Source organism: Paenibacillus aceti (genome assembly GCF_003614185.1).
GTDB classification, from domain to species: domain Bacteria; phylum Bacillota; class Bacilli; order Paenibacillales; family Paenibacillaceae; genus Fontibacillus; species Fontibacillus aceti.
Genome location: NZ_KZ987724.1, coordinates 4,836,270 through 4,854,140, shown reverse-complemented (window position 1 = coordinate 4,854,140; position 17,871 = coordinate 4,836,270). Strand labels below are relative to the sequence as shown.

The window sequence follows — 17,871 nt, the reverse complement described above, 5'->3', positions numbered from 1 at the left end:
TTAAAATTAATAAAATAGGATCATGACGCTGAGGCTGAGGTTGAGGCTGCGACCTGAGAATCCTCAAGCACAGGGATCTCCATCCATTCAATACCATTGCCCTGCAGCCGCAGTTGATCCGCCGCCAGCCTCAGTTTCTCGCCCTGATGGCAGGAGATAAGCAGGTAATCCGTATCTACCGACGCCTCATTTACAACGGACTCAAGCAATGTAGACATAGAGACGGTTCTATCCAACACCAGTCTGGCCAGCGTTGTCAGTATTAGTTCGAGTTGATCCGCCGCCGATGACGGTTCGATCCTGATCGATTCCCGCGGACCGTCAAGTAAATGCCCGTTGCAGATCAAGCCGGTCTCGACTCCACTGCGCAGTGCCTGGGCGGCGACGGTTGCCGCATATCTGATTCCGAGTTCAATCCGCTCAGGATCATTGATATTACGCCACATCGTATCGCTATCCTCCAGATTGAGACAGATCATCAAATGGTGATCCGCCGTATAATCCCGCTTATGAACCTGAAGCGCTCCCGTACGGGCCGTAGCCTTCCAGTTAATCGATCCCATCGTGTCCCCAGGTCGATATTCCCGGATACCCGAGGTGAGGAAAGGGTCCTCCACTATCCAACGCCGTACCGCCAGATCTCCGATCCAACTATGATTGGGTAGAGGCAGCTCCTGTAAAGGGAGAATTTGCGGATATACGAGCAGCTCCAGATCGAGCGGGAATGTCTTCGCCTCGGCGCTGAACCCGAGCGGATCACCAGTCGTCAGCGTAGCGGACTCCAGATGGAACAAGCCCCGACGCGAGCATACGACCTGATGATGCCGCTTGATCCGCCGATAAGGACGAAGATAGAATAGACTGATATGATTCTGATAGATATCACCTGATGAAATATCCAGATTCGTCTGATTGCCGAAGCTAAGCCCGGTCTGAATGCTAGACTCCAGGCGCAGCCAGGGAAGCGGCAGCCATTTGGCATTGGTAATGACCTCGACCATTTCTACGCTATCGCCTTCAAAGGCCGAGTTACGGGAGAAATATCGGGTGTAGGTCAGCCCACTCAGCGCCCAACGGCCATACACCAGCGAGAGCAATCCAATAAGGATGCAAGCGCTAACAATTAACCAGGTTAATTGCATGCGGGTCCACCTACTTTCCTCTTCCGGTCAGCATATTCTCAGCCGGAACCTCCACCTCGCCCAGCAATTGGCGGACTATAGCCGAGCCTTGCTGATCATCAAGACGAAGTCCATGGCGAACAAGCAAGCGATGGGCCAGCACCGGCTCTGCCACCCGCTTGATATCATCCGGAGTCACATAATCCCGTCCCTGAATCAAAGCGATCCCTTGCGCAGCGCGCAGCAGAGCACTGCTCGCCCGTGGACTGGCGCCCAGCCTGACATCAGGATGCCTGCGCGTCGCTTCGGTGATCCGGACGATGTAGCCTAGCAAATCCGTTGACACGGCAATGCCAGCCGTAAACCGCTGAACTGCCCTGACCTCGGCTCCCGCAGCAACCGGGCCAAGTTCATGCAGCGGATTGTTGAGCTGGAATCTTTGCAGGATGTCGACGCCCTCCTCGAATGTTGGATAGCCGACCTCAATTCGCATCAGGAAGCGGTCTAGCTGCGCTTCGGGAAGCGGAAATGTTCCCTGGTTATCAACCGGGTTCTGAGTGGCCATGACGAAGAACGGACTGGTCAGCTCATGCGTAACTCCGTCGATCGTCACCTGACGCTCTTCCATACATTCAAGCAGACTGGATTGGGTGCGCGGTGTAGCACGGTTAATCTCGTCAGCCAGCAACACATGAGTAAATACCGGACCGGGTCTGAATTCGAATTCCCCCGTCTTTTGATTATAGAAGTTAATCCCGCTCAGATCGGAGGGCAGCAAATCCGGTGTAAATTGTATTCTCTTGAATTCCCCATCCAAGGAACGGGCCAGAGCTTTGGCCAGCAGCGTCTTTCCGGTTCCAGGCACATCCTCAAGCAGCACATGACCATTGCCAAATAGTGAAGCCAGCAGCAGCTCGATCACTTCCTGCTTGCCTACGATCACTTTTCCAATGTTGTCATAGATCCGTCGGGTGGTTTCAACAGCTTCCTGTAAGTTCATGTATTTGCACCGCCTTAACAACTAGTAGGGTAAAATTGATTTACTAGGCTTCTCTTAATTATGTATTTTCACGAGTATAATTGTATCATACGCCAAGGAGACCGTGGTAAAATATACCTTGTCCCATAAAACAAAAGGACCGATAAATTATGTAGAGTAAAGGGCTGGGTTTACCAGCCCCTCCTCATCAAACCGTACGTGCGGTTTTCCCGCATACGGCTTTCCGACATTCTTCACCTTGGGCAGTACGTACTTTTCCTTTTCCACGTCGTAACCGAGTTCAAACCCTCTCGTTGGAGTAACTCAAAGATCCCCTGGCTCGGTCTGCGTCTATGGTGTTTCTTCCTCCAGAAGATTAGCAATCTTCTTCGAATATACCAATCGATCTTACTCAGAAAACGGTTTGCTATCCCTTTATCCGCTTGGGTGTAGTAGTTCCTCCATCCTCGGCTTTTTTGGATTGAGTTCCCCGATCAAGTCATTTATTTTCTTGTGGAGTAGATGTCGTGAGCCCGTTATCTCTTTCACCGTCGCTCGCATTTTCTTCATCGCCTTCTTGGATGGAAAGCTTCTCAAAATATGAGCTTCCTTTCCCCCTTTGCGAGCCACTTTTAATCTCCGAAAGTGATGTCCCAAGAAATCAAAACCCACATCATCGTCCCATATGTTCACCAGCTTACTCTTCTCTAGGTTCATTTCCAGTTCCAAGCGGGTGAACACCGTTCTTAAGATGCGAATCGCCTCCATCGCTTCCGTTTTTCGGTAGCATAAAACGACTAAATCGTCAGCATACCGGACCAGCGTACCGATATGGGAGAATTGTTGCTCCCATATCGTATCCAGATAGTTGAGGTAGATATTGGCCAGTAATGGAGATATCACGCCGCCCTGCGGACTTCCCAGCTCTGATTCATAAAACTGATCATCTTTTATGATTCCTGCCTTTAACCATCCGCGGATTAGTTTCAATACTCTACGATCGTTTACTCGCCTCTCTACCAGCATCATCAGTTTCTCATGCGATATATGATCGAAGTATCCTTTGATATCCACATCGACGACCCAGTATATTTTCCCTTCATTGACCGTCGTCATGATTTTCTGGATCGCATCGTGGGCACCTCGTTTCGGGCGGAATCCATAGGAGAAGTCCTTGAAATCTGCCTCGAAGATCCCTTCTAGCACGATTTTTGTGGCCATCTGTACCAGTCGATCTCGCAGGGTTGGAATCCCCAAGGGTCTTGTTCGACCATCCCCTTTAGGGATTTCGACTCTCCGAACGGGAGAGGGGCGGTACGTTCCATTTCTGAGTTGACCACAGGTTTCCTGGATAAAGCGTTTCTCTCCATATTCTTCGGTAATCTGCTGGATCGTTACTCGATCTATCCCCGCGCTACCTTTGTTTGCTTTGATCTGTTTCCACGCGTAGGTCATGATATCTTCCCGGTAGATCTTGTCATAGAGGGCATGAAATCGACGTGTCGGTTTTTCCTTAGCCGCAAGGTATAGAGTTCTTTGTAGTTGTCGAGCTTTTTCTTTGGCGTAGTTAGCCTTTCGGGCATTCACTCGCTCTTACCTCCTCAGTTCCCATGAATGAAGTGGGGTATTGTCTTTTGACGCCCTTCCCTCCGCAAGGTTATGTTGTCCTTTGCCTCATCAGTACTATGGCCCCCTCCGACTCCCTTCCCACGGATTCCCATTTCACCTATTTAGGCTTATAGGTTCACCATTTACGTATTTTTTTCGTGTGGGTGAGGGTCTCCCTAGTTCCAGACATAACTTTCTCCACATGCCGACCCCTATACACCGGAGAGTTCTTCCGCACTGCGATCCAAGTTCTTCATGCGTTCCATGGCCTTCACCCTTTCGCTCGGGGCTCGGCACTCTCTTTTCCTCCCTTTGAGGTAGGTTAACCTTGACGATGCGGTAGGGTTCATTTTCATTACGGCCTGTGGATTTGCTTCACATGTTTTTTTTTACATGCTTTTTACAGGGCTTCAGTCCACGAATTTCGTCGTAGACTGCCTGCTAGCTACGGGGCAGCTTGGTCTTTACCCCGACTGAACTTTCATCAGTTAGTTATGCCTAGCTTGGCTAGGCGCGCAACGAAACTGGGTAACGCTATTTGTGTCAAAAAAGACGAATTAAAAATCTAACGAAACTGAGTATCGCTATTGGGGCGAAATTCTGTCTTAAACCCCGGATTTCATTAAAATAGCGTTATGGAGTTTCGTTAGATTCAAGCTGGTCATGTTTTTGAGCAAATAGCGTTATGGAGTTTCGTTAGATATCTGCGGACTGAATAGCGCCTTAACTACACCCGAGCCTCAATACCGCTTAGTATCGTGTTCTCCAGCGGGAACAGGCTCTCTTCGTCTGCTGCCTCACGGTAAATTGCCTTAAGTCGGTCGCGGAGCTCCTTCACTCTAGCCAAATACGAAATCGACTGCTTCATGGAAGCGGAGTAGCGGCTCTTCATCGTCTGTACAACATCTGCATACTTCTCATCCGTGCCCTCGGCAATTGCCAGCTGGTACACATCCAGAATCTGATCTCCCTGGCGAACGGGGAAGTGCTCATGGGGAGCGGTACTATCGAATATCGCTACGCCTAACTCTGGAAATACCAGCATATCGAGGCTCTCGGGATCAAAACCGCAATGGTATATTTCCAAATCTATGCCTTTTTGCTCTGCGAAGGCGGCCAGCTTCTTGAACAAAGTCGATTTGCCGGATCCCGGACGGCCTTTAACGAATACGCGAGTCTGCAAGCGATCGGTCAAATTGGGAACGAAGTCAACCGCCCCTCTCCAGGTGGCTGCGCCAAGGAAACGCCGTACGATCTGCGACTTTTTGCCGGTGCTGACCGGCTGTAGGTATTGCTCCGCCCATTCCTCAGCTAGCGAGTTCATTACCCCACGATCCAGGTTGTCGATGAAGATTTTCTCCCATTCGTCATGAATACGCAGCGTCTTAAGGAAGGTGGCGAATGCCTCTTCATAGGCTGCTTCCATCTCTTCCTGCAATCGTTCAATCTCCACCGCTGCTGTCTCCAGCCTGCTCGTATCGAGTACCGAACAAAGATCAATATGCCTTACATCCGTTCCGACTAATTCCTCATTCGCTGCCCAGACATCCCCGTCCACGATTCCGATCGAGAGGCTATCAACGATAATCCCCTCCAGATACTCATGTTCAAGCGGCTGATGTATTCTGTGTAGCGGAAGACCACGCTGCTCCAATGCTGCCGCAATTCTCCCTATTAAGAATTCAGTTCCCCCTGGATACCCCTTCAGTACGTAGATCGTACCCAGTCCCTGAAATACTGAATCCGCCACGCTAGCCAATCCTTGCGCCGTATTTCCCCGTACAAAATAATGAAGATCCTGCTCTGCCATACTCAGTCCTGCTCCTTTCTCTAAACCGAAAAATCAATACTCTACAGTTTATGCAAAAGAACCATGCTGTGTGTTAGCCCATATTTCGACATATATGAAGTTAGGACGTCACAGCCCTGCTGGCTCAGCTGCTTCCGCCATGCTTCCGGTATCCACTCGGTGAGACTCCCGTAATCCGCTTGAATACCCTTGAGAAATAGAACATATCCTTGTAACCGAGCTCTTCGCCAATCTCCTTGACGCTCATGTCCGTGTTTAGCAGAATATTTTTGGCTTCCGTCATCTTCAGGCGGTGGATGAACTCATTGAGCGGGTATCCGCTATAATCATGAACAATCCTGCGCAGCGTAGATAGTGAAATATGATGTCTAGCCGCTATATCCTCAGGACTCTGCTGTACATAGAGCGAACGCGTAATGTCTTCTATCACTTGCAGAGCGAAGGTTCCTCTGTTCCCCGCCAGGGATTGCTCAGCCTGGGCTACCAATTCATACAGGAACAGCTCCAGCATCAGGGCCGCCCGATCTAGGTTGCTCGGCTGTCGGCTGTCGATGAGCGTGAACATAATCTCCATGCGATGCTGCAGCGACTCCTCCGAATTACTACGCTTCACCAGCTCGGGATTGGGCAGCCAGGTCTGCAGCCATTCCTCAATCCGCTGCCCCTCCACGTTGAAATAATATTCATCCCAATATCCGCCCTCATAAGGGCCATAGTTGAATTCAGCATCGGGATACAGACAGAACCAGGAACCAGCCTGTACCTTCTGAATCTCTCCGTTATTCACCTGATAGTAGCCCTCTCCACTCGTAATTATGACAAAGGCCCAATTCAGGAATTTCCCCTTCACCCGCTGCATGGTTCTTCCCGGCAGATGCCCCGCTCCAATGATCGCCAGGGACTTCAGCTTCAGCCTGCTCGGCTCCACCGCCGGGTCGAAGGTGCGCAGTGGATAAGGGCTGATCGTATAGTCCATATATTTTGTCATTCTGAACATTCTCCCTTTATACATCTTGTGATAGATTGTAGGTAATTGAACAAATAAACCATGCCGCCGTGAATTTAGTAGACTATATTGTAGCAAATTCGCCGCGGGGATGAAAGGATGTAAGCGTAAACAATGAAACAGGTAAAAATCGGTCTCATCGGTTGTGGATCCATCTCAGAGTCTCATCTGAATGCCTATCAAGCCAATCCTCAGGTACAATTGTTCGCAGTCTGCGATCTGAACGAGGAAAGAGCCAAGAAGGCGGCAGAGAAGTATAATGTGCCTCATGTCTATACCGATTATCGTGATCTGCTCGCCAATGCTGAAGTAGATGCGATCAGTATCTGTACCTGGAACAACTCCCATGCTGAGATCAGTATCGCTGCCCTTGAGGCCGGCAAGAATGTGCTGTGCGAGAAGCCGCTCTGTAAGACGGTAGATGAGGCTCTTCGCGTACAGGAAGCCGTACATCGTACTGGCAAAACACTGCAGGTCGGATATGTCCGCCGCCACGCTTCCAACATCGAAGTATTAAAACGTTTCATTGATGCTGGTGATCTGGGTGAAGTTTATTTTGCCAAGGCAAGCTTGATCCGCAGAATAGGTAATCCCGGCGGCTGGTTCTCTGATATTGAACGGTCCGGCGGCGGTCCATTGATCGATATCGGCGTGCATGTCATCGACCTGTGCTGGTATCTGATGGGCAAGCCGAAGGTCAAATCGGTCACCGGCAACACGTATCGCAAGCTGGGCAACCGCTCGAATGTACTGAACTATGATTTCTATAAAGCAGCGGATTATGATGCTGCCCACAATACAGTAGAGGATATGGCCAATGCCTTGATCCGCTTCGAGAATGGAGCTTCCCTGATGGTCGATGTCAGCTTCACTCTCCATGCTACACAGGATTCACAATTGATCAACATCTACGGTGATAAAGGCGGAGCCGAGCTCGAACCGCAGCTGAAGATCACGACTGAACGCCATAATACGATGATGAATATCGATCCGCAGATCACGCATCCAGGATTCGACTTCCAAGGTGCCTTCAACCGGGAAATCAATCATTTTGTAGAATGCTGTCTGGGGAACACGGAGACGATCTGCCCGGTAGAGGACGGAACTCAGCTGATTCAGATTCTGAATGCGATTTATCAATCGGCAGCAGAAGGCCGAGAAATCGAATTCTAATAGAGGTTGTTCAAAAAGTCCACTTTTGATCACGAAGTAAATCAGGAGGCTAATTCGGCATCGAATCTTGAATTCAGCCGGGCCTTCCGGTGCTCACGTACCCACTACGTACGCTGCGCTCCTCAGTCCCGGCTTCATCCAACCTTCTCGGTGCTGAAAACCGGACTTTTTGAACTTTCATTGATTCAGGATAGAACATAGATTTTACAAAATATCAGGGAGTGTGAACAAAGGTGAAATTGACGAACAAAATCGGTGTCATTGTAGACAGCTTCGGTATTGGCGTACGTGAAGGCTTGAAGAAGGCGAAGGAGATCGGTGCAGAAGGCGTGCAAATCTACGCCGTATCGGGTGAAATGGACCCGGATCAGCTCAGCGCGACCCAGCGTAAGGAACTGCGCCAATACATCGCTGACCTCGGGCTGGAAATCTCGGCATTATGCGGCGATTTGGCTGGCCATGGCTTCCAGGATGCCACCGCCAACCCGGCCAAAATCGAGAAATCCAAAAGAATTCTCGACCTGGCGATGGATCTCGGCACGAATGTGGTGACCACTCATATCGGGATCGTCCCGGAGGATCGCAATGGACGGATCTATACAGCTATGCAGGAAGCCTGTGAAGAGCTGGGCGTCTATGCGAACAATATGAATGCCTTCTTTGCGATCGAGACTGGCCCGGAGCCAGCCGCTCATCTGAAGAGCTTCCTCGATACGCTTAGCACCCGCGGTGTCTCCGTCAACTTCGACCCGGCCAATATGGTCATGGTCACTGGCGATGACCCGGTAGAAGGCGTCAAGACGCTCAAGGATTATATCGTGCATACACATGTGAAGGACGGACTTCGCCTACGCACTGTTGACCCTAGAGATGTCTATGGATATCTCGGCTACGATGCGATGGACCACCAGAAGATTGCCGAAATGGCCAGCTCTGGCGCCGCCTTCGAAGAGGTTCCACTTGGAGAGGGCAAGGTCGACTTCCCGGCTTACTTCGCAGCTCTGCAGGAAATCGGCTATAAAGGCTATCTGACCATCGAGAGAGAAGTGGGCGACAATCCAGCAGCGGACATCGAAAAAGCCGTTAAGTTCATTCAGGCTTTCCGTAACTAGAAATGTTGAACTAAAGAAGGGACAGGGGAGTTGGAAGGACATTTCACCCGGCTGCCTGACCCGTTCAGCTTATAAAGCTTACAGAGACAAGGAGATGTATCATCATGAAGCTGGGAATCAGCTCTTATAGTTTATATCAGGCCATGGAAGCAGGGTCTATGGATATTCTGGATGTCATCGATTGGGTTAAGGAGATCGGAGCCGAGCATATCGAGATCGTTCCGCTTGGCTTCAGCCTGGCCGATAATCCGCAATTGACCGACCAAATCGTCGAGCGCGCCGCGAAGGCCGGAATCGACATTTCCAACTATGCGATCGGCGCCAACTTCATTACGGATAGCGAGGAGGCCTACGAGGCTGAGATCGCGCGGGTAATGAAGGAAGTCGACGTCGCTCATCGGCTCGGCGTGAAGCTGATGCGCCATGATGTCGCCTCTCGCCCCGATACATCGATCAAGAATTTCAACTCCGATCTGGAGCGAATCGCTGCCGCCTGCCGCAAAATCGCCGATTATGCCAAAGGCTTTGGCATTACGACCAGTGTAGAGAACCATGGCTATTACGTGCAAGCGAGCGACCGGGTTCAGACGTTAGTTCAGTCCGTTGGCCGGGACAACTACAAGACGACGCTCGATATCGGTAACTTCGTCTGCGTCGATGAAGATCCGATCAGCGCGGTCAAGAATAATATCAGCATCGCCTCCATGGTGCATGTGAAGGACTTCTATATCCGTCCAGCCGACCGTAATCCGGGAGAAGGCTGGTTCCCGAGCGCAGCGGGCCGTTACCTGCGCGGTGCCATCGCCGGACAAGGAGATCTCGATATACCCGCCCTGCTAGGTATCGTCAAGAGCTCTGGCTATGACGGTTACTTGTCGATCGAATATGAAGGCATGGAAGACTGCAAGCGCGGAGCGAAGATTGCCTTCGATAATGTGAAGCGGATCTGGAACGAGCTGTAATCAAAATAGAAAATGGGGCTGTCCCCGTCGAACCCGCCGTATGTTCCGAAGTTAGCACAAAGCTAATTTCAGCGGCGGTTCAGACTTGGGGACAGCCCCTATTTCTTTTAGCTTGGCTGCGCCGTCTTAATCAGATCTTGCATCGGACGCAGGTCGCGATTGACGTCATACGGATAACGGTTCAATACTTGAATCAACAGCTCATGCAGCTTGCCGTCCTTGTCGACCTGCTGTAGAAGCTTATCCATCCGCGCTATCAACTGCTTATATTCCTGAATATGATCCGCGCCATACACCTCGAATTCGAAGAAGGAATTTCCGAACACCGTTGCCCGTTTCACTCCCTGGAATTTAACATAACGCGCCTGCTTCTTGTCAAAAGTAATCGTATCAAGATTGCCTTTGGACTGGATTATTCCATCCTTGTCACCGGATACGCTAGTCCAGTTGGTCTTATCCGTGGACACCAGCAATTTGTATTTCTCAGCGTAAGCGGACTGCCACCTGATAATCACCTTGCTGATCTCCTTGATCTCACCGAGATCGACCATGAACCAGGCATCATCTACATAAGCGCTGGACCACCGGGAAGTCGGAGATACATCGCCATCCACAGCCATATCCGCCGAATAGTAAGGGAATTCGGTTGCGGAGGACTCCGCCTTTTGGTGCAAGGCCAGATTTTCACTATTCAACAGGTCGATCGCCTTATTGTAGATCATGACATTATCCAGCACGCCCTTAAAAGCATTGGTTTCACTCCCGATCCGAAGCGTCGGCAGGACGAGCGTATTCATTTTAGGGTACTTCTCTTCCATCCGCTCCACATACTCATCGATGTTCACGAATAAAGTGACCCCTTTATTGTCGCCCTTGAAGGTCAGATGCGTCCACTTGCCTTCCGGAACAACATAGTCAAAAGTACTGTCATAATGCTCCTTCGTAAAGCCCAGCTTGCCCGTGCTCCCTTGCTTCAGCTTCAGCGTTCCCACAGGCGATTCCATCAGAACAGCATCTGCCGGATTGCCCGGATCGGGCTTGATCCACATCGAGGCCGTCCAGTCAAAGCCTACGGCTTCCACCGGAGTCTCGATGTAGCTTTTGCCTCCGTTCAACCGTACACCTTTATCGTATCTGCCTTCCGTAATATCAACATTCACGCCCTTGCCATCATAGTGATTGCCGGAAGCATCCTCGAAATCGTGCTCGAATAGATATTGAATCACACTGTTATCCTCATTGTCGACAACAACCTTATGGGACAGATTCGCATTTGGCGCATCACCGATCAGCTTCTTCCGCTGCTCGAACCGCTCGAAGGACCGGTCTTCCCTCGTCCCTGTCCACATTTTCTCGGCCACGACCTGAATTCCTGGAAGCATCCGATCATGCGAATCATCCATCGACAACCCGTTGACTTCGGAAGCATCATTCCATAAGCAGAACATACCGCCCTTAACATGTGGATGACCGAACGGAAGCGTCGTCGTCTCCCATCGGGTCGGTTCCCACTCATTATATAGGAACTGAGTATTCAGGTAGTTCCCGTACAGGGTAGGAACGATATACATATAAGAATTCTGGGCATTGATCACATCATAGCCGAGGTCTACCGCTTGCTGCGGAGCACCGTAGGGTTCATGCCAAATATCCATCGTGGCATCCGTACTGATCGGCGTCACTCCGCTGTATTCTGTAAGCCCGCCCCATAGATGAGGGCGTTTACCTTTGCTGTTAATATACTTGATAAGGGTATCCATATACCCCCGGAAAACCTCTGTATCGCCCTTGTATTCATCCGTACCGATATTAATATCGGGCCCGATGAATGTCGGGTCATTGCCGTCCAGGTACTCATCCAGCAGAGCTTTGGCGAACTTCACCGTCTCCGGCTTCGAGATGTCGAGCATATTATCGTCTCCCAAGGACGGACTACCCAGGGATGGATTATAAGTGGTGAACACCCGGGAATGTCCTGGCGTATCGATCTCCGGAACGATGTTAATGCCATATTCCTGGCCCATAAGCTGCAGATCCTTAAATTCCTGCTTCGTATAGTGTCCGTTAGGGCTTGCTAATCCGGGATAAGTGCTGCTCTCCAGCCGGAAGGCCGCTCTCGTCCCGTCCTTGAATGGTGTTCCGACACTATCGTTCAGGTGAATCTGGAACGTGTTCATTTTGTACCAAGACAGCAGCTTCACATAGCTCTGCAGGAAATCGATCGTATAGAACTTGCGTGCCACATCGATCATTAGCCCGCGCTGCTCATACTTGGGATAGTCCCTTGCTTCCCCGCGCGGTATGGTTCGGTCCGGATGCTGCTTAATAGTTTGCAGGGCAGTCCTTGTACCAAAAAAGGCACCTTGGACGGAAGCAGATGTAATCGATACATAATCATCGACCCGGAACAGATTCCCTTCATCACCGAGCCATTTCAAGTGGGAATCCAACGATAAGTATATGTCGCCGGTCTGCGGCTTTCCGTTCACAATTTCGAGTTCAAATCCAGTAATATCCTGTAGGTCCTGTCTTGTCAGCTCGGCAGTTCTCTGCAATGCAGTCTGGTCCTTCGCATCCACGACGATGCGTGAGGATTGCGTCAGCTGAAAGTTCCCGGTACCACCATACCATTCCCGCAAGGATGGAATCACGTCAGGTTCGCCGTTGCGGTCCGGGGTTTGCTTATGCTGTCCTGGCACGACGACGGTAATATTCTCGGACAGCAGCTTGCGACTCGGATCTTTCTTATCCGTCACCTGGATGAGCAGATTGACCTTGGCATCCACCAAGGGCTCGTTGATATTGCCCTCCAAATCGATCACCGGCAGGCGATCGCTTCCATACAAGCTGACCTCATAATCAGCAGGGATTTGGGCTGCAGACCAATCGAGTTTCTTCTGCCCGGCAGTTACCGTGATCACCTTGGTCACATTGTCCACGATCGTGCGTAGATCATGCAATTGGTATACTTCGAATTCATAAAAAGAGTAGCCATACAGCGTTCCTTCTACCGGCGCCCGCTTGACCCCCTGGAATTTCACATATCTTGCCTTCAGCAGCGGGAAATCTACCGTTTCTACGCCACCCTTGCTTGTGATGGTGCCGCCGTCTGCTCTTACATTCTTCCACTGCTTGGCATCGTCTGAGACGAGGATTTTATAGCTCTCCGCTGGGGTCTGCCAGCGGATGACAACGCGGTCGATATCCATCTTGCTGCCGAGATCGACGTAGAACCACTGATCATCCTTGTAGGGGGATGACCACCTGGTGTTGATCTTCCCATCTACGGCCAGCTCCGGCTTTAATGATTCCACTTCATTGCCAGAGGAGAAGGCGCGCTTATGCAGAGCCAGATTCGTCTGCGTAGATGCCTCCCCTTTCACAGCCTCCTTGGAAGCAGGCTGAGCATGAACGGTAGCCGGCTGTACGACAGGTGTCAACAGCAGGGCCAACACAAGCATGGTTGAAACGACTTTCCAAATGATTTTCTTCATATTCCCTCCATATGCTTTGGATTTGATGAAACAGCTTTGCTCGGCACTGCAGGAAAAAACCATTTTCCACCTATAAGTTGGATGAATAATCCACCCTTATCATATAACAGGGATTTTTTCACTGACAATATACACTTATTTACATCCAAGCAAAAGATCCGTCTGGACAGCCCAGGCGGTGATCGGCTCTATATAAAGTACGAAAACAAGCTGCTAAAAGTTAACAGGGCTGGTCCAGGTCATATTCCATGACCAACAGCCAGCCCTGCTCCGTTATCCTGAATAATCTAGGCTATTTCTGGGAACTTCAACGAAATGACCGCTCCGCCCTTGCTGCCATTACCTGCTTGAATGAGTCCCCCGCAGCGCTCAACGATCGCACGAGAGATGGCAAGCCCTAGTCCGGACTCCCCGTCTTTACCTTTGACAAAGCGATGGAACAAATACGGCAACAGCTCCTCCGGTATACCTGGTCCGTCATCACTAACATTAATTATGACCTGTCCCTTGCAAAGCTTGGCATGAATATAGATTTGCTGATGGGCATAACGCACCGCATTGGAGACGATATTCAGCATCGCCTGCAACAGCTTGTCGCGGTCTGCACGCAATTTAACGGTCCCCAGATTCCCGTATTCTGTATGCAGCATGATCTCTTGCTTAACAAGCAGTGGATTCAGCCGCTCTACCGTTTCCGTCAGCAGTTCTTCCAGGGAAATTTCCTCGCTTCTGAATACATCCTCTTCGCTATCCAGCTTCGCCAGAAGCGTCATCTCGGTCACGAGCTTCTTCAGCCGGGCGCTCTCATTCATAATGATATCCAGCCCTTTCCGGACATTCTCTCCTTCAAAGACGCCGTCGCGGATCCCCTCCGCATAGCCGGAAATAGACATCAACGGCGTTTTTAATTCATGAGATGCATTTTGAAAGAACTGCTTCTGTACCTGATTGAAGTGGTTCAACTCTTTTGCCATTTCATGTACGGAGTGAGCGACCGAGCCGATCTCCCCTCCTGCCTTAATGAGGGCTACGTCCGAGAACTGTCGCTGTTTGACTTTATTAAGTTCATTGCGGAGCCGGATTAACGGATTAATAAGCTTTCTCGTGATGAAGATGCTGAGAAGAAGCATGGCGAAACCAGCCGCGCCGAAAATAATAAGCAATCGCTTCAGTAGAGCCTGTTCAATAGTCCGGACTTTGCTGATTGGCGTGTACAGCGTCAGTTTTCCTTGAGGTGTCAATTTTTCTACCGTAATGAAGTTTTTATCCGATCCGGCCTGTATGCTCTGGACGCTGGAAGCCTGGCTAGTCGTAACCGCGGTCAGCGTCTCCACATTCTTGGCTGTATGGGTTATTGGAGATGCCGCAATCACACTCCCCATCTGATCGGTCAGAACGGCACTCACGTCTGAAGAAGGAGCAGTGATTGGAAGCTCAAACGGCAATTTTCTCACCGAGACGTCGGTCACCTGGGGATACTCCTCCTTAAGTAAAGCTGTCATTTCAATACTCATTACTTTTAGATCTTCCCTTTGCGCTCCGATCAGGTGATCCAGCAATACATAGTGAATGACGATTCCGGCAACCGACAGTACCAACACCAGCGCAATGCCAAAAGCCAGATTGATCTGATGTACGAGTTTCATTCTGTCCTTCCACCTCCATCATTTCTCATCCGGTAACCATGCCCCCATATCGCTTCAATGGGAAGTTGTCCGATTTTTTTGCGCACCCGTTTGATTAAATGGTCCACAGCCCGGTCGCTACCGAAGTAATCATCCCCCCATACATAAGCCAGCAATTCATCCCGTGTAAAAGCACGATTCGGATTCTCGGCGAACACCCGCAGCATCGCAAACTCCTTGCTGGTCAGATCCACTTCCTCTCCATCCCAAAAAGCCCGGCGCTCATCTGGCAGCAGCAACAGCCGACCGATCTCGATCTGTACAGGGGGAGTAGGGATTGCGGGCCCCTCAGGCTGATTTAGCTTATACCAGCGCTGAAGCTGTCTTTTGACACGTGCCACCAGTTCGCGCGGACTGAACGGTTTGACCAGATAGTCGTCGCTGCCTAGCTCCAGACCCAGGATTTTATCGACCTCACTATCCCGTGCGGAAATCATAATAATAGGCACCTCCGCTTCATTGCGGATACGTCTGCAGAATTCATATCCATCCATGCCGGGCAGCATAATATCCAGCACCCACAAATCAGGCGGATGGTCTCTCCATAAAGTCCAGGCCTCCTCCGCGCTGCTCAGACCGACAGTACGATAATTTTCCTTCAGTAAATAGGCCTCTACCAAATTTCGAATATTTGAATCGTCATCTACGACGGCAATCACATACTGATGTTTCATTTTCATGTCCTCCATCGGTCTATCGGTTTTTCCTACATCAGTATAACAACGAATTTAGATCGGTAGGGCCAATGCCATCGTTTTTCCACAAATCCACCAATAGCTTGACATAGACATTTTTTACACTAATACCTGCAAGCACCTGTGGAACATCAAGCAGGGCAATATCACTTCATCAATAGGAGAATAGACGGTGACAACAAACAGATGGAATCCCCTTCGAAAAATAACTGCAACGATGAAAAAGGTAAGCCTATTGGTCGGTTTTATGCTGATATGCTGGTTCGTATTTCTAGCCAGCTCCAGGGCCGTCATACTAACCTACGACGTGATATGGGCCGGTCTCGGCAATGAGTAGAAATATAGAGTACTTCTGCTTAAGACGAACCGAACCAAAGCCGCCGCGAACCTACGGAAGCTTGCAAAATCTAACCTTCAAAGGAGTGTTCACTCATGAAGATGCAAAATGTAATCAAAAAGACAGTCCTCTCTGCCGTTATGTTATCCGCCGCTGTTGCACCAGGAATTACCCATGCTGCGGACAACAACGTAAAAGCAGAAATCCAGCCTGCAAAAACACAGGCAGCAACTATGGTGAGCATGGACGGAAAATCGCAAAAGATCTCCATGGTCAAAATGGCTGATCCGCTGGAGCTGGCCAAGCAATACGCTCCCGATACGGTGGAGGATTGGAAGCAAGCGCTGGAACAGTTAGGGAAAAGCACTGTTGCTACAAAAACCATCGAAGCGAAGCAAGTAAAAAGCCTGTCTGAAATCAAAGTAGGCGATAAGGAGCAAGCCAAAACATTGCCTGGACAAACCTCGGTCGCTGTATTCGTCTCCAAGGACAAGGCCACTGTAGGGGAGGATAGCTTCTCGAAGGGCTGGGCCGCCCTGGCCAAGGCGGAAGAATCCAAGGATGCCGCCGCTATTCGAGAAGCGCTGGACAGACTTTTAGAGCAGCTCAAACTAGTTAACGCAGAGCGGGATGCAGCGGGGGAATAAGACGTTTAATAGCCCCGTTGAACCAATACCCTGCCACATAAAATAAAGCAATAAAGCAAACTGAAGCGGCAAATTAAAACAGGGCCGGCTCTGTCATATTCCATGACGAAGAGCCAGCCCTGTTTTATTATAAAATATTAAGCCTCAGTCTCTAAAGGATACTCTTCCATGTAGCTGAGCAGCTCATCCACAGTTGTGAAGGCAAGTCCAGTTACTGTGTCCGCACAGCCATAGTAGATGGCGATCCGACCAGTTTCTGCATCGGTCAAGGCCGCACAAGGGAAGGTAACGTTCGGAACGTCGCCTACGCACTCATACAACTCTTCAGGTCCAAGAATATAGTTGCGGGAACGCGCTAGCACTTTCCAAGGCTCGTTGATATCAAGCAATGCACAGCCCACACGGTATACGAAGCCGTTTGCCGTGTTGATAACGCCGTGGTAGATCAAGAGCCAGCCTTTATCGGTCTCAATCGGAACTGGTCCTGGGCCGATTTTCTTGGATTGCCAAGCAGATTCATCCGAATTTATTGTACCCATTACATAACGGTGTTTGCCCCAGAAAGTAAGGTCAGGACTTACACTGTAGAAAATATCTCCGAATGGAGTATGTCCTGTATCACTTGGACGGCTGACCATAGCATAATAATCGCCAATTTTGCGTGGGAATAATACGCCATTACGGTTATATGGCAAGAAAGCATTCTCTAATTGATGGAAAGTCTTGAAATCAGTCGTATAAGCGATGCCGATCGTAGGACCATGATATCCATTACACCAAGTGATATAATAACGGTCATCAATCTTGCAGACCCGTGGATCATAGCGATACTCACGCTTGGTTACTTCTTCATCACCCTCAAATTGGATCGGTTCATGATTGATCTCCCAGTTCACGGCATCTTTACTGAAGCCGGCGAAAATATCCATACTGACGGATCTGGAGTCACAACGGAATACACCGGCAAATCCATCCTCAAAAGGTACTACAGCCGAGTTGAACACGCTGTTGGAGTTCGGAATTGCATTCCGCTGAATGATCGGGTTGGCCGAATAGCGCCAGACTGGAGCGTTGCTGCCAGCAGGCTTGTCCTGCCAAGGGATGTTCGTCAGTTTTTCGCCAATAATTCTGCTCATTTCAATTCTCCTTTTCATTTAACGATAAGTTTTAAGTAATGAAAAATCATACTCAAGATCACTTTCGCACTACGAATTGTAAGTGACGAAAGCCCAATTTGCAATT

15 protein-coding genes are annotated in these 17,871 nt (G+C 49.9%); 5 read left to right on the top strand and 10 right to left on the bottom strand.

Features of this window, described 5'->3' with window-relative positions; genetic code table 11:
* Nucleotides 1-20 precede the first annotated feature (20 nt).
* The 6 genes from BFJ94_RS21710 to BFJ94_RS21690 all read right to left on the bottom strand — a co-directional run bounded on the left by BFJ94_RS21710 (nt 21) and on the right by BFJ94_RS21690 (nt 6,506).
* Entirely contained in the window at nt 21-1,142 is a 1,122-nt protein-coding gene (locus tag BFJ94_RS21710; RefSeq protein WP_120464504.1) for a DUF58 domain-containing protein, read from the bottom strand.
* A gap of 10 nt (nt 1,143-1,152) precedes the next feature.
* Nucleotides 1,153-2,121 (bottom strand): AAA family ATPase, encoded by a 969-nt coding sequence (locus BFJ94_RS21705; RefSeq protein ID WP_120464503.1) that lies wholly within the window; start codon nt 2,119-2,121, stop codon nt 1,153-1,155.
* 233 nt (nt 2,122-2,354) lie between these two features.
* On the bottom strand, nt 2,355-2,516 hold the full coding sequence (locus BFJ94_RS25955; RefSeq protein ID WP_229717261.1) for a hypothetical protein: 162 nt from the start codon (nt 2,514-2,516) through the stop codon (nt 2,355-2,357).
* Between the two features lie 19 nt (nt 2,517-2,535).
* On the bottom strand, nt 2,536-3,687 hold the full coding sequence (gene ltrA, locus BFJ94_RS21700) for a group II intron reverse transcriptase/maturase (protein ID WP_229717260.1): 1,152 nt from the start codon (nt 3,685-3,687) through the stop codon (nt 2,536-2,538).
* A gap of 748 nt (nt 3,688-4,435) precedes the next feature.
* Nucleotides 4,436-5,518, bottom strand: coding sequence for a hypothetical protein (locus tag BFJ94_RS21695; RefSeq protein WP_120464502.1), 1,083 nt, complete (start codon nt 5,516-5,518; stop codon nt 4,436-4,438).
* Between the two features lie 124 nt (nt 5,519-5,642).
* Nucleotides 5,643-6,506: an AraC family transcriptional regulator gene (locus tag BFJ94_RS21690; RefSeq protein ID WP_120464501.1), complete on the bottom strand. Its 864-nt coding sequence runs from the start codon at nt 6,504-6,506 to the stop codon at nt 5,643-5,645.
* Between the two features lie 132 nt (nt 6,507-6,638).
* Between BFJ94_RS21690 and BFJ94_RS21685 the strand changes: the two genes are divergently transcribed.
* The 3 genes from BFJ94_RS21685 (at nt 6,639) to BFJ94_RS21675 (ending at nt 9,771) form a co-directional block, all read left to right on the top strand.
* Nucleotides 6,639-7,697, top strand: a complete 1,059-nt coding sequence (locus BFJ94_RS21685; RefSeq protein ID WP_120464500.1) for a Gfo/Idh/MocA family protein — start codon at nt 6,639-6,641, stop codon at nt 7,695-7,697.
* A gap of 233 nt (nt 7,698-7,930) precedes the next feature.
* Complete coding sequence (locus tag BFJ94_RS21680; protein WP_120464499.1) at nt 7,931-8,809, top strand: sugar phosphate isomerase/epimerase family protein; 879 nt, start codon at nt 7,931-7,933, stop codon at nt 8,807-8,809.
* Between the two features lie 104 nt (nt 8,810-8,913).
* On the top strand, nt 8,914-9,771 hold the full coding sequence (locus tag BFJ94_RS21675; protein WP_120464498.1) for a sugar phosphate isomerase/epimerase family protein: 858 nt from the start codon (nt 8,914-8,916) through the stop codon (nt 9,769-9,771).
* Between the two features lie 107 nt (nt 9,772-9,878).
* On the opposite strand, the gene BFJ94_RS21670 is transcribed toward BFJ94_RS21675, so the two are convergent.
* The 3 genes from BFJ94_RS21670 to BFJ94_RS21660 form a co-directional block, all read right to left on the bottom strand.
* Nucleotides 9,879-13,265, bottom strand: coding sequence for a discoidin domain-containing protein (locus tag BFJ94_RS21670; protein ID WP_120465359.1), 3,387 nt, complete (start codon nt 13,263-13,265; stop codon nt 9,879-9,881).
* A gap of 287 nt (nt 13,266-13,552) precedes the next feature.
* Nucleotides 13,553-14,911: a sensor histidine kinase gene (locus BFJ94_RS21665; RefSeq protein ID WP_120464497.1), complete on the bottom strand. Its 1,359-nt coding sequence runs from the start codon at nt 14,909-14,911 to the stop codon at nt 13,553-13,555.
* Complete coding sequence (locus BFJ94_RS21660) at nt 14,908-15,624, bottom strand: response regulator transcription factor (RefSeq protein WP_120464496.1); 717 nt, start codon at nt 15,622-15,624, stop codon at nt 14,908-14,910. Before BFJ94_RS21660 ends, BFJ94_RS21665 begins: the two co-directional genes overlap by 4 nt.
* Before the next feature lie 193 nt (nt 15,625-15,817).
* Between BFJ94_RS21660 and BFJ94_RS25485 the strand changes: the two genes are divergently transcribed.
* Together BFJ94_RS25485 and BFJ94_RS21655 are read left to right on the top strand one after the other, a co-directional pair.
* On the top strand, nt 15,818-15,982 hold the full coding sequence (locus BFJ94_RS25485; protein WP_162944368.1) for a hypothetical protein: 165 nt from the start codon (nt 15,818-15,820) through the stop codon (nt 15,980-15,982).
* A 95-nt stretch (nt 15,983-16,077) separates the two neighbouring features.
* The gene (locus BFJ94_RS21655) at nt 16,078-16,629 is read left to right on the top strand and encodes a hypothetical protein (protein WP_120464495.1); all 552 of its coding nucleotides are present in this window, start codon (nt 16,078-16,080) and stop codon (nt 16,627-16,629) included.
* Nucleotides 16,630-16,766: 137 nt separating this feature from the next.
* Here BFJ94_RS21655 and BFJ94_RS21650 read toward each other — a convergent pair whose 3' ends face one another.
* The gene (locus BFJ94_RS21650; RefSeq protein WP_120464494.1) at nt 16,767-17,765 is read right to left on the bottom strand and encodes a glycoside hydrolase family 130 protein; all 999 of its coding nucleotides are present in this window, start codon (nt 17,763-17,765) and stop codon (nt 16,767-16,769) included.
* Nucleotides 17,766-17,871 lie beyond the last annotated feature (106 nt).

Coding starts and splice junctions, on each gene's coding strand:
- BFJ94_RS21710 (WP_120464504.1), bottom strand. CDS start 1,142: ATGCAATTAACCTGGTTAATTGTTAGCGCTTGCATCCTTATTGGATTG.
- BFJ94_RS21705 (WP_120464503.1), bottom strand. CDS start 2,121: ATGAACTTACAGGAAGCTGTTGAAACCACCCGACGGATCTATGACAAC.
- BFJ94_RS21695 (WP_120464502.1), bottom strand. CDS start 5,518: ATGGCAGAGCAGGATCTTCATTATTTTGTACGGGGAAATACGGCGCAA.
- BFJ94_RS21690 (WP_120464501.1), bottom strand. CDS start 6,506: ATGACAAAATATATGGACTATACGATCAGCCCTTATCCACTGCGCACC.
- BFJ94_RS21685 (WP_120464500.1), top strand. CDS start 6,639: ATGAAACAGGTAAAAATCGGTCTCATCGGTTGTGGATCCATCTCAGAG.
- BFJ94_RS21675 (WP_120464498.1), top strand. CDS start 8,914: ATGAAGCTGGGAATCAGCTCTTATAGTTTATATCAGGCCATGGAAGCA.
- BFJ94_RS21670 (WP_120465359.1), bottom strand. CDS start 13,265: ATGAAGAAAATCATTTGGAAAGTCGTTTCAACCATGCTTGTGTTGGCC.
- BFJ94_RS21665 (WP_120464497.1), bottom strand. CDS start 14,911: ATGAAACTCGTACATCAGATCAATCTGGCTTTTGGCATTGCGCTGGTG.
- BFJ94_RS21660 (WP_120464496.1), bottom strand. CDS start 15,624: ATGAAACATCAGTATGTGATTGCCGTCGTAGATGACGATTCAAATATT.
- BFJ94_RS21655 (WP_120464495.1), top strand. CDS start 16,078: ATGAAGATGCAAAATGTAATCAAAAAGACAGTCCTCTCTGCCGTTATG.
- BFJ94_RS21650 (WP_120464494.1), bottom strand. CDS start 17,765: ATGAGCAGAATTATTGGCGAAAAACTGACGAACATCCCTTGGCAGGAC.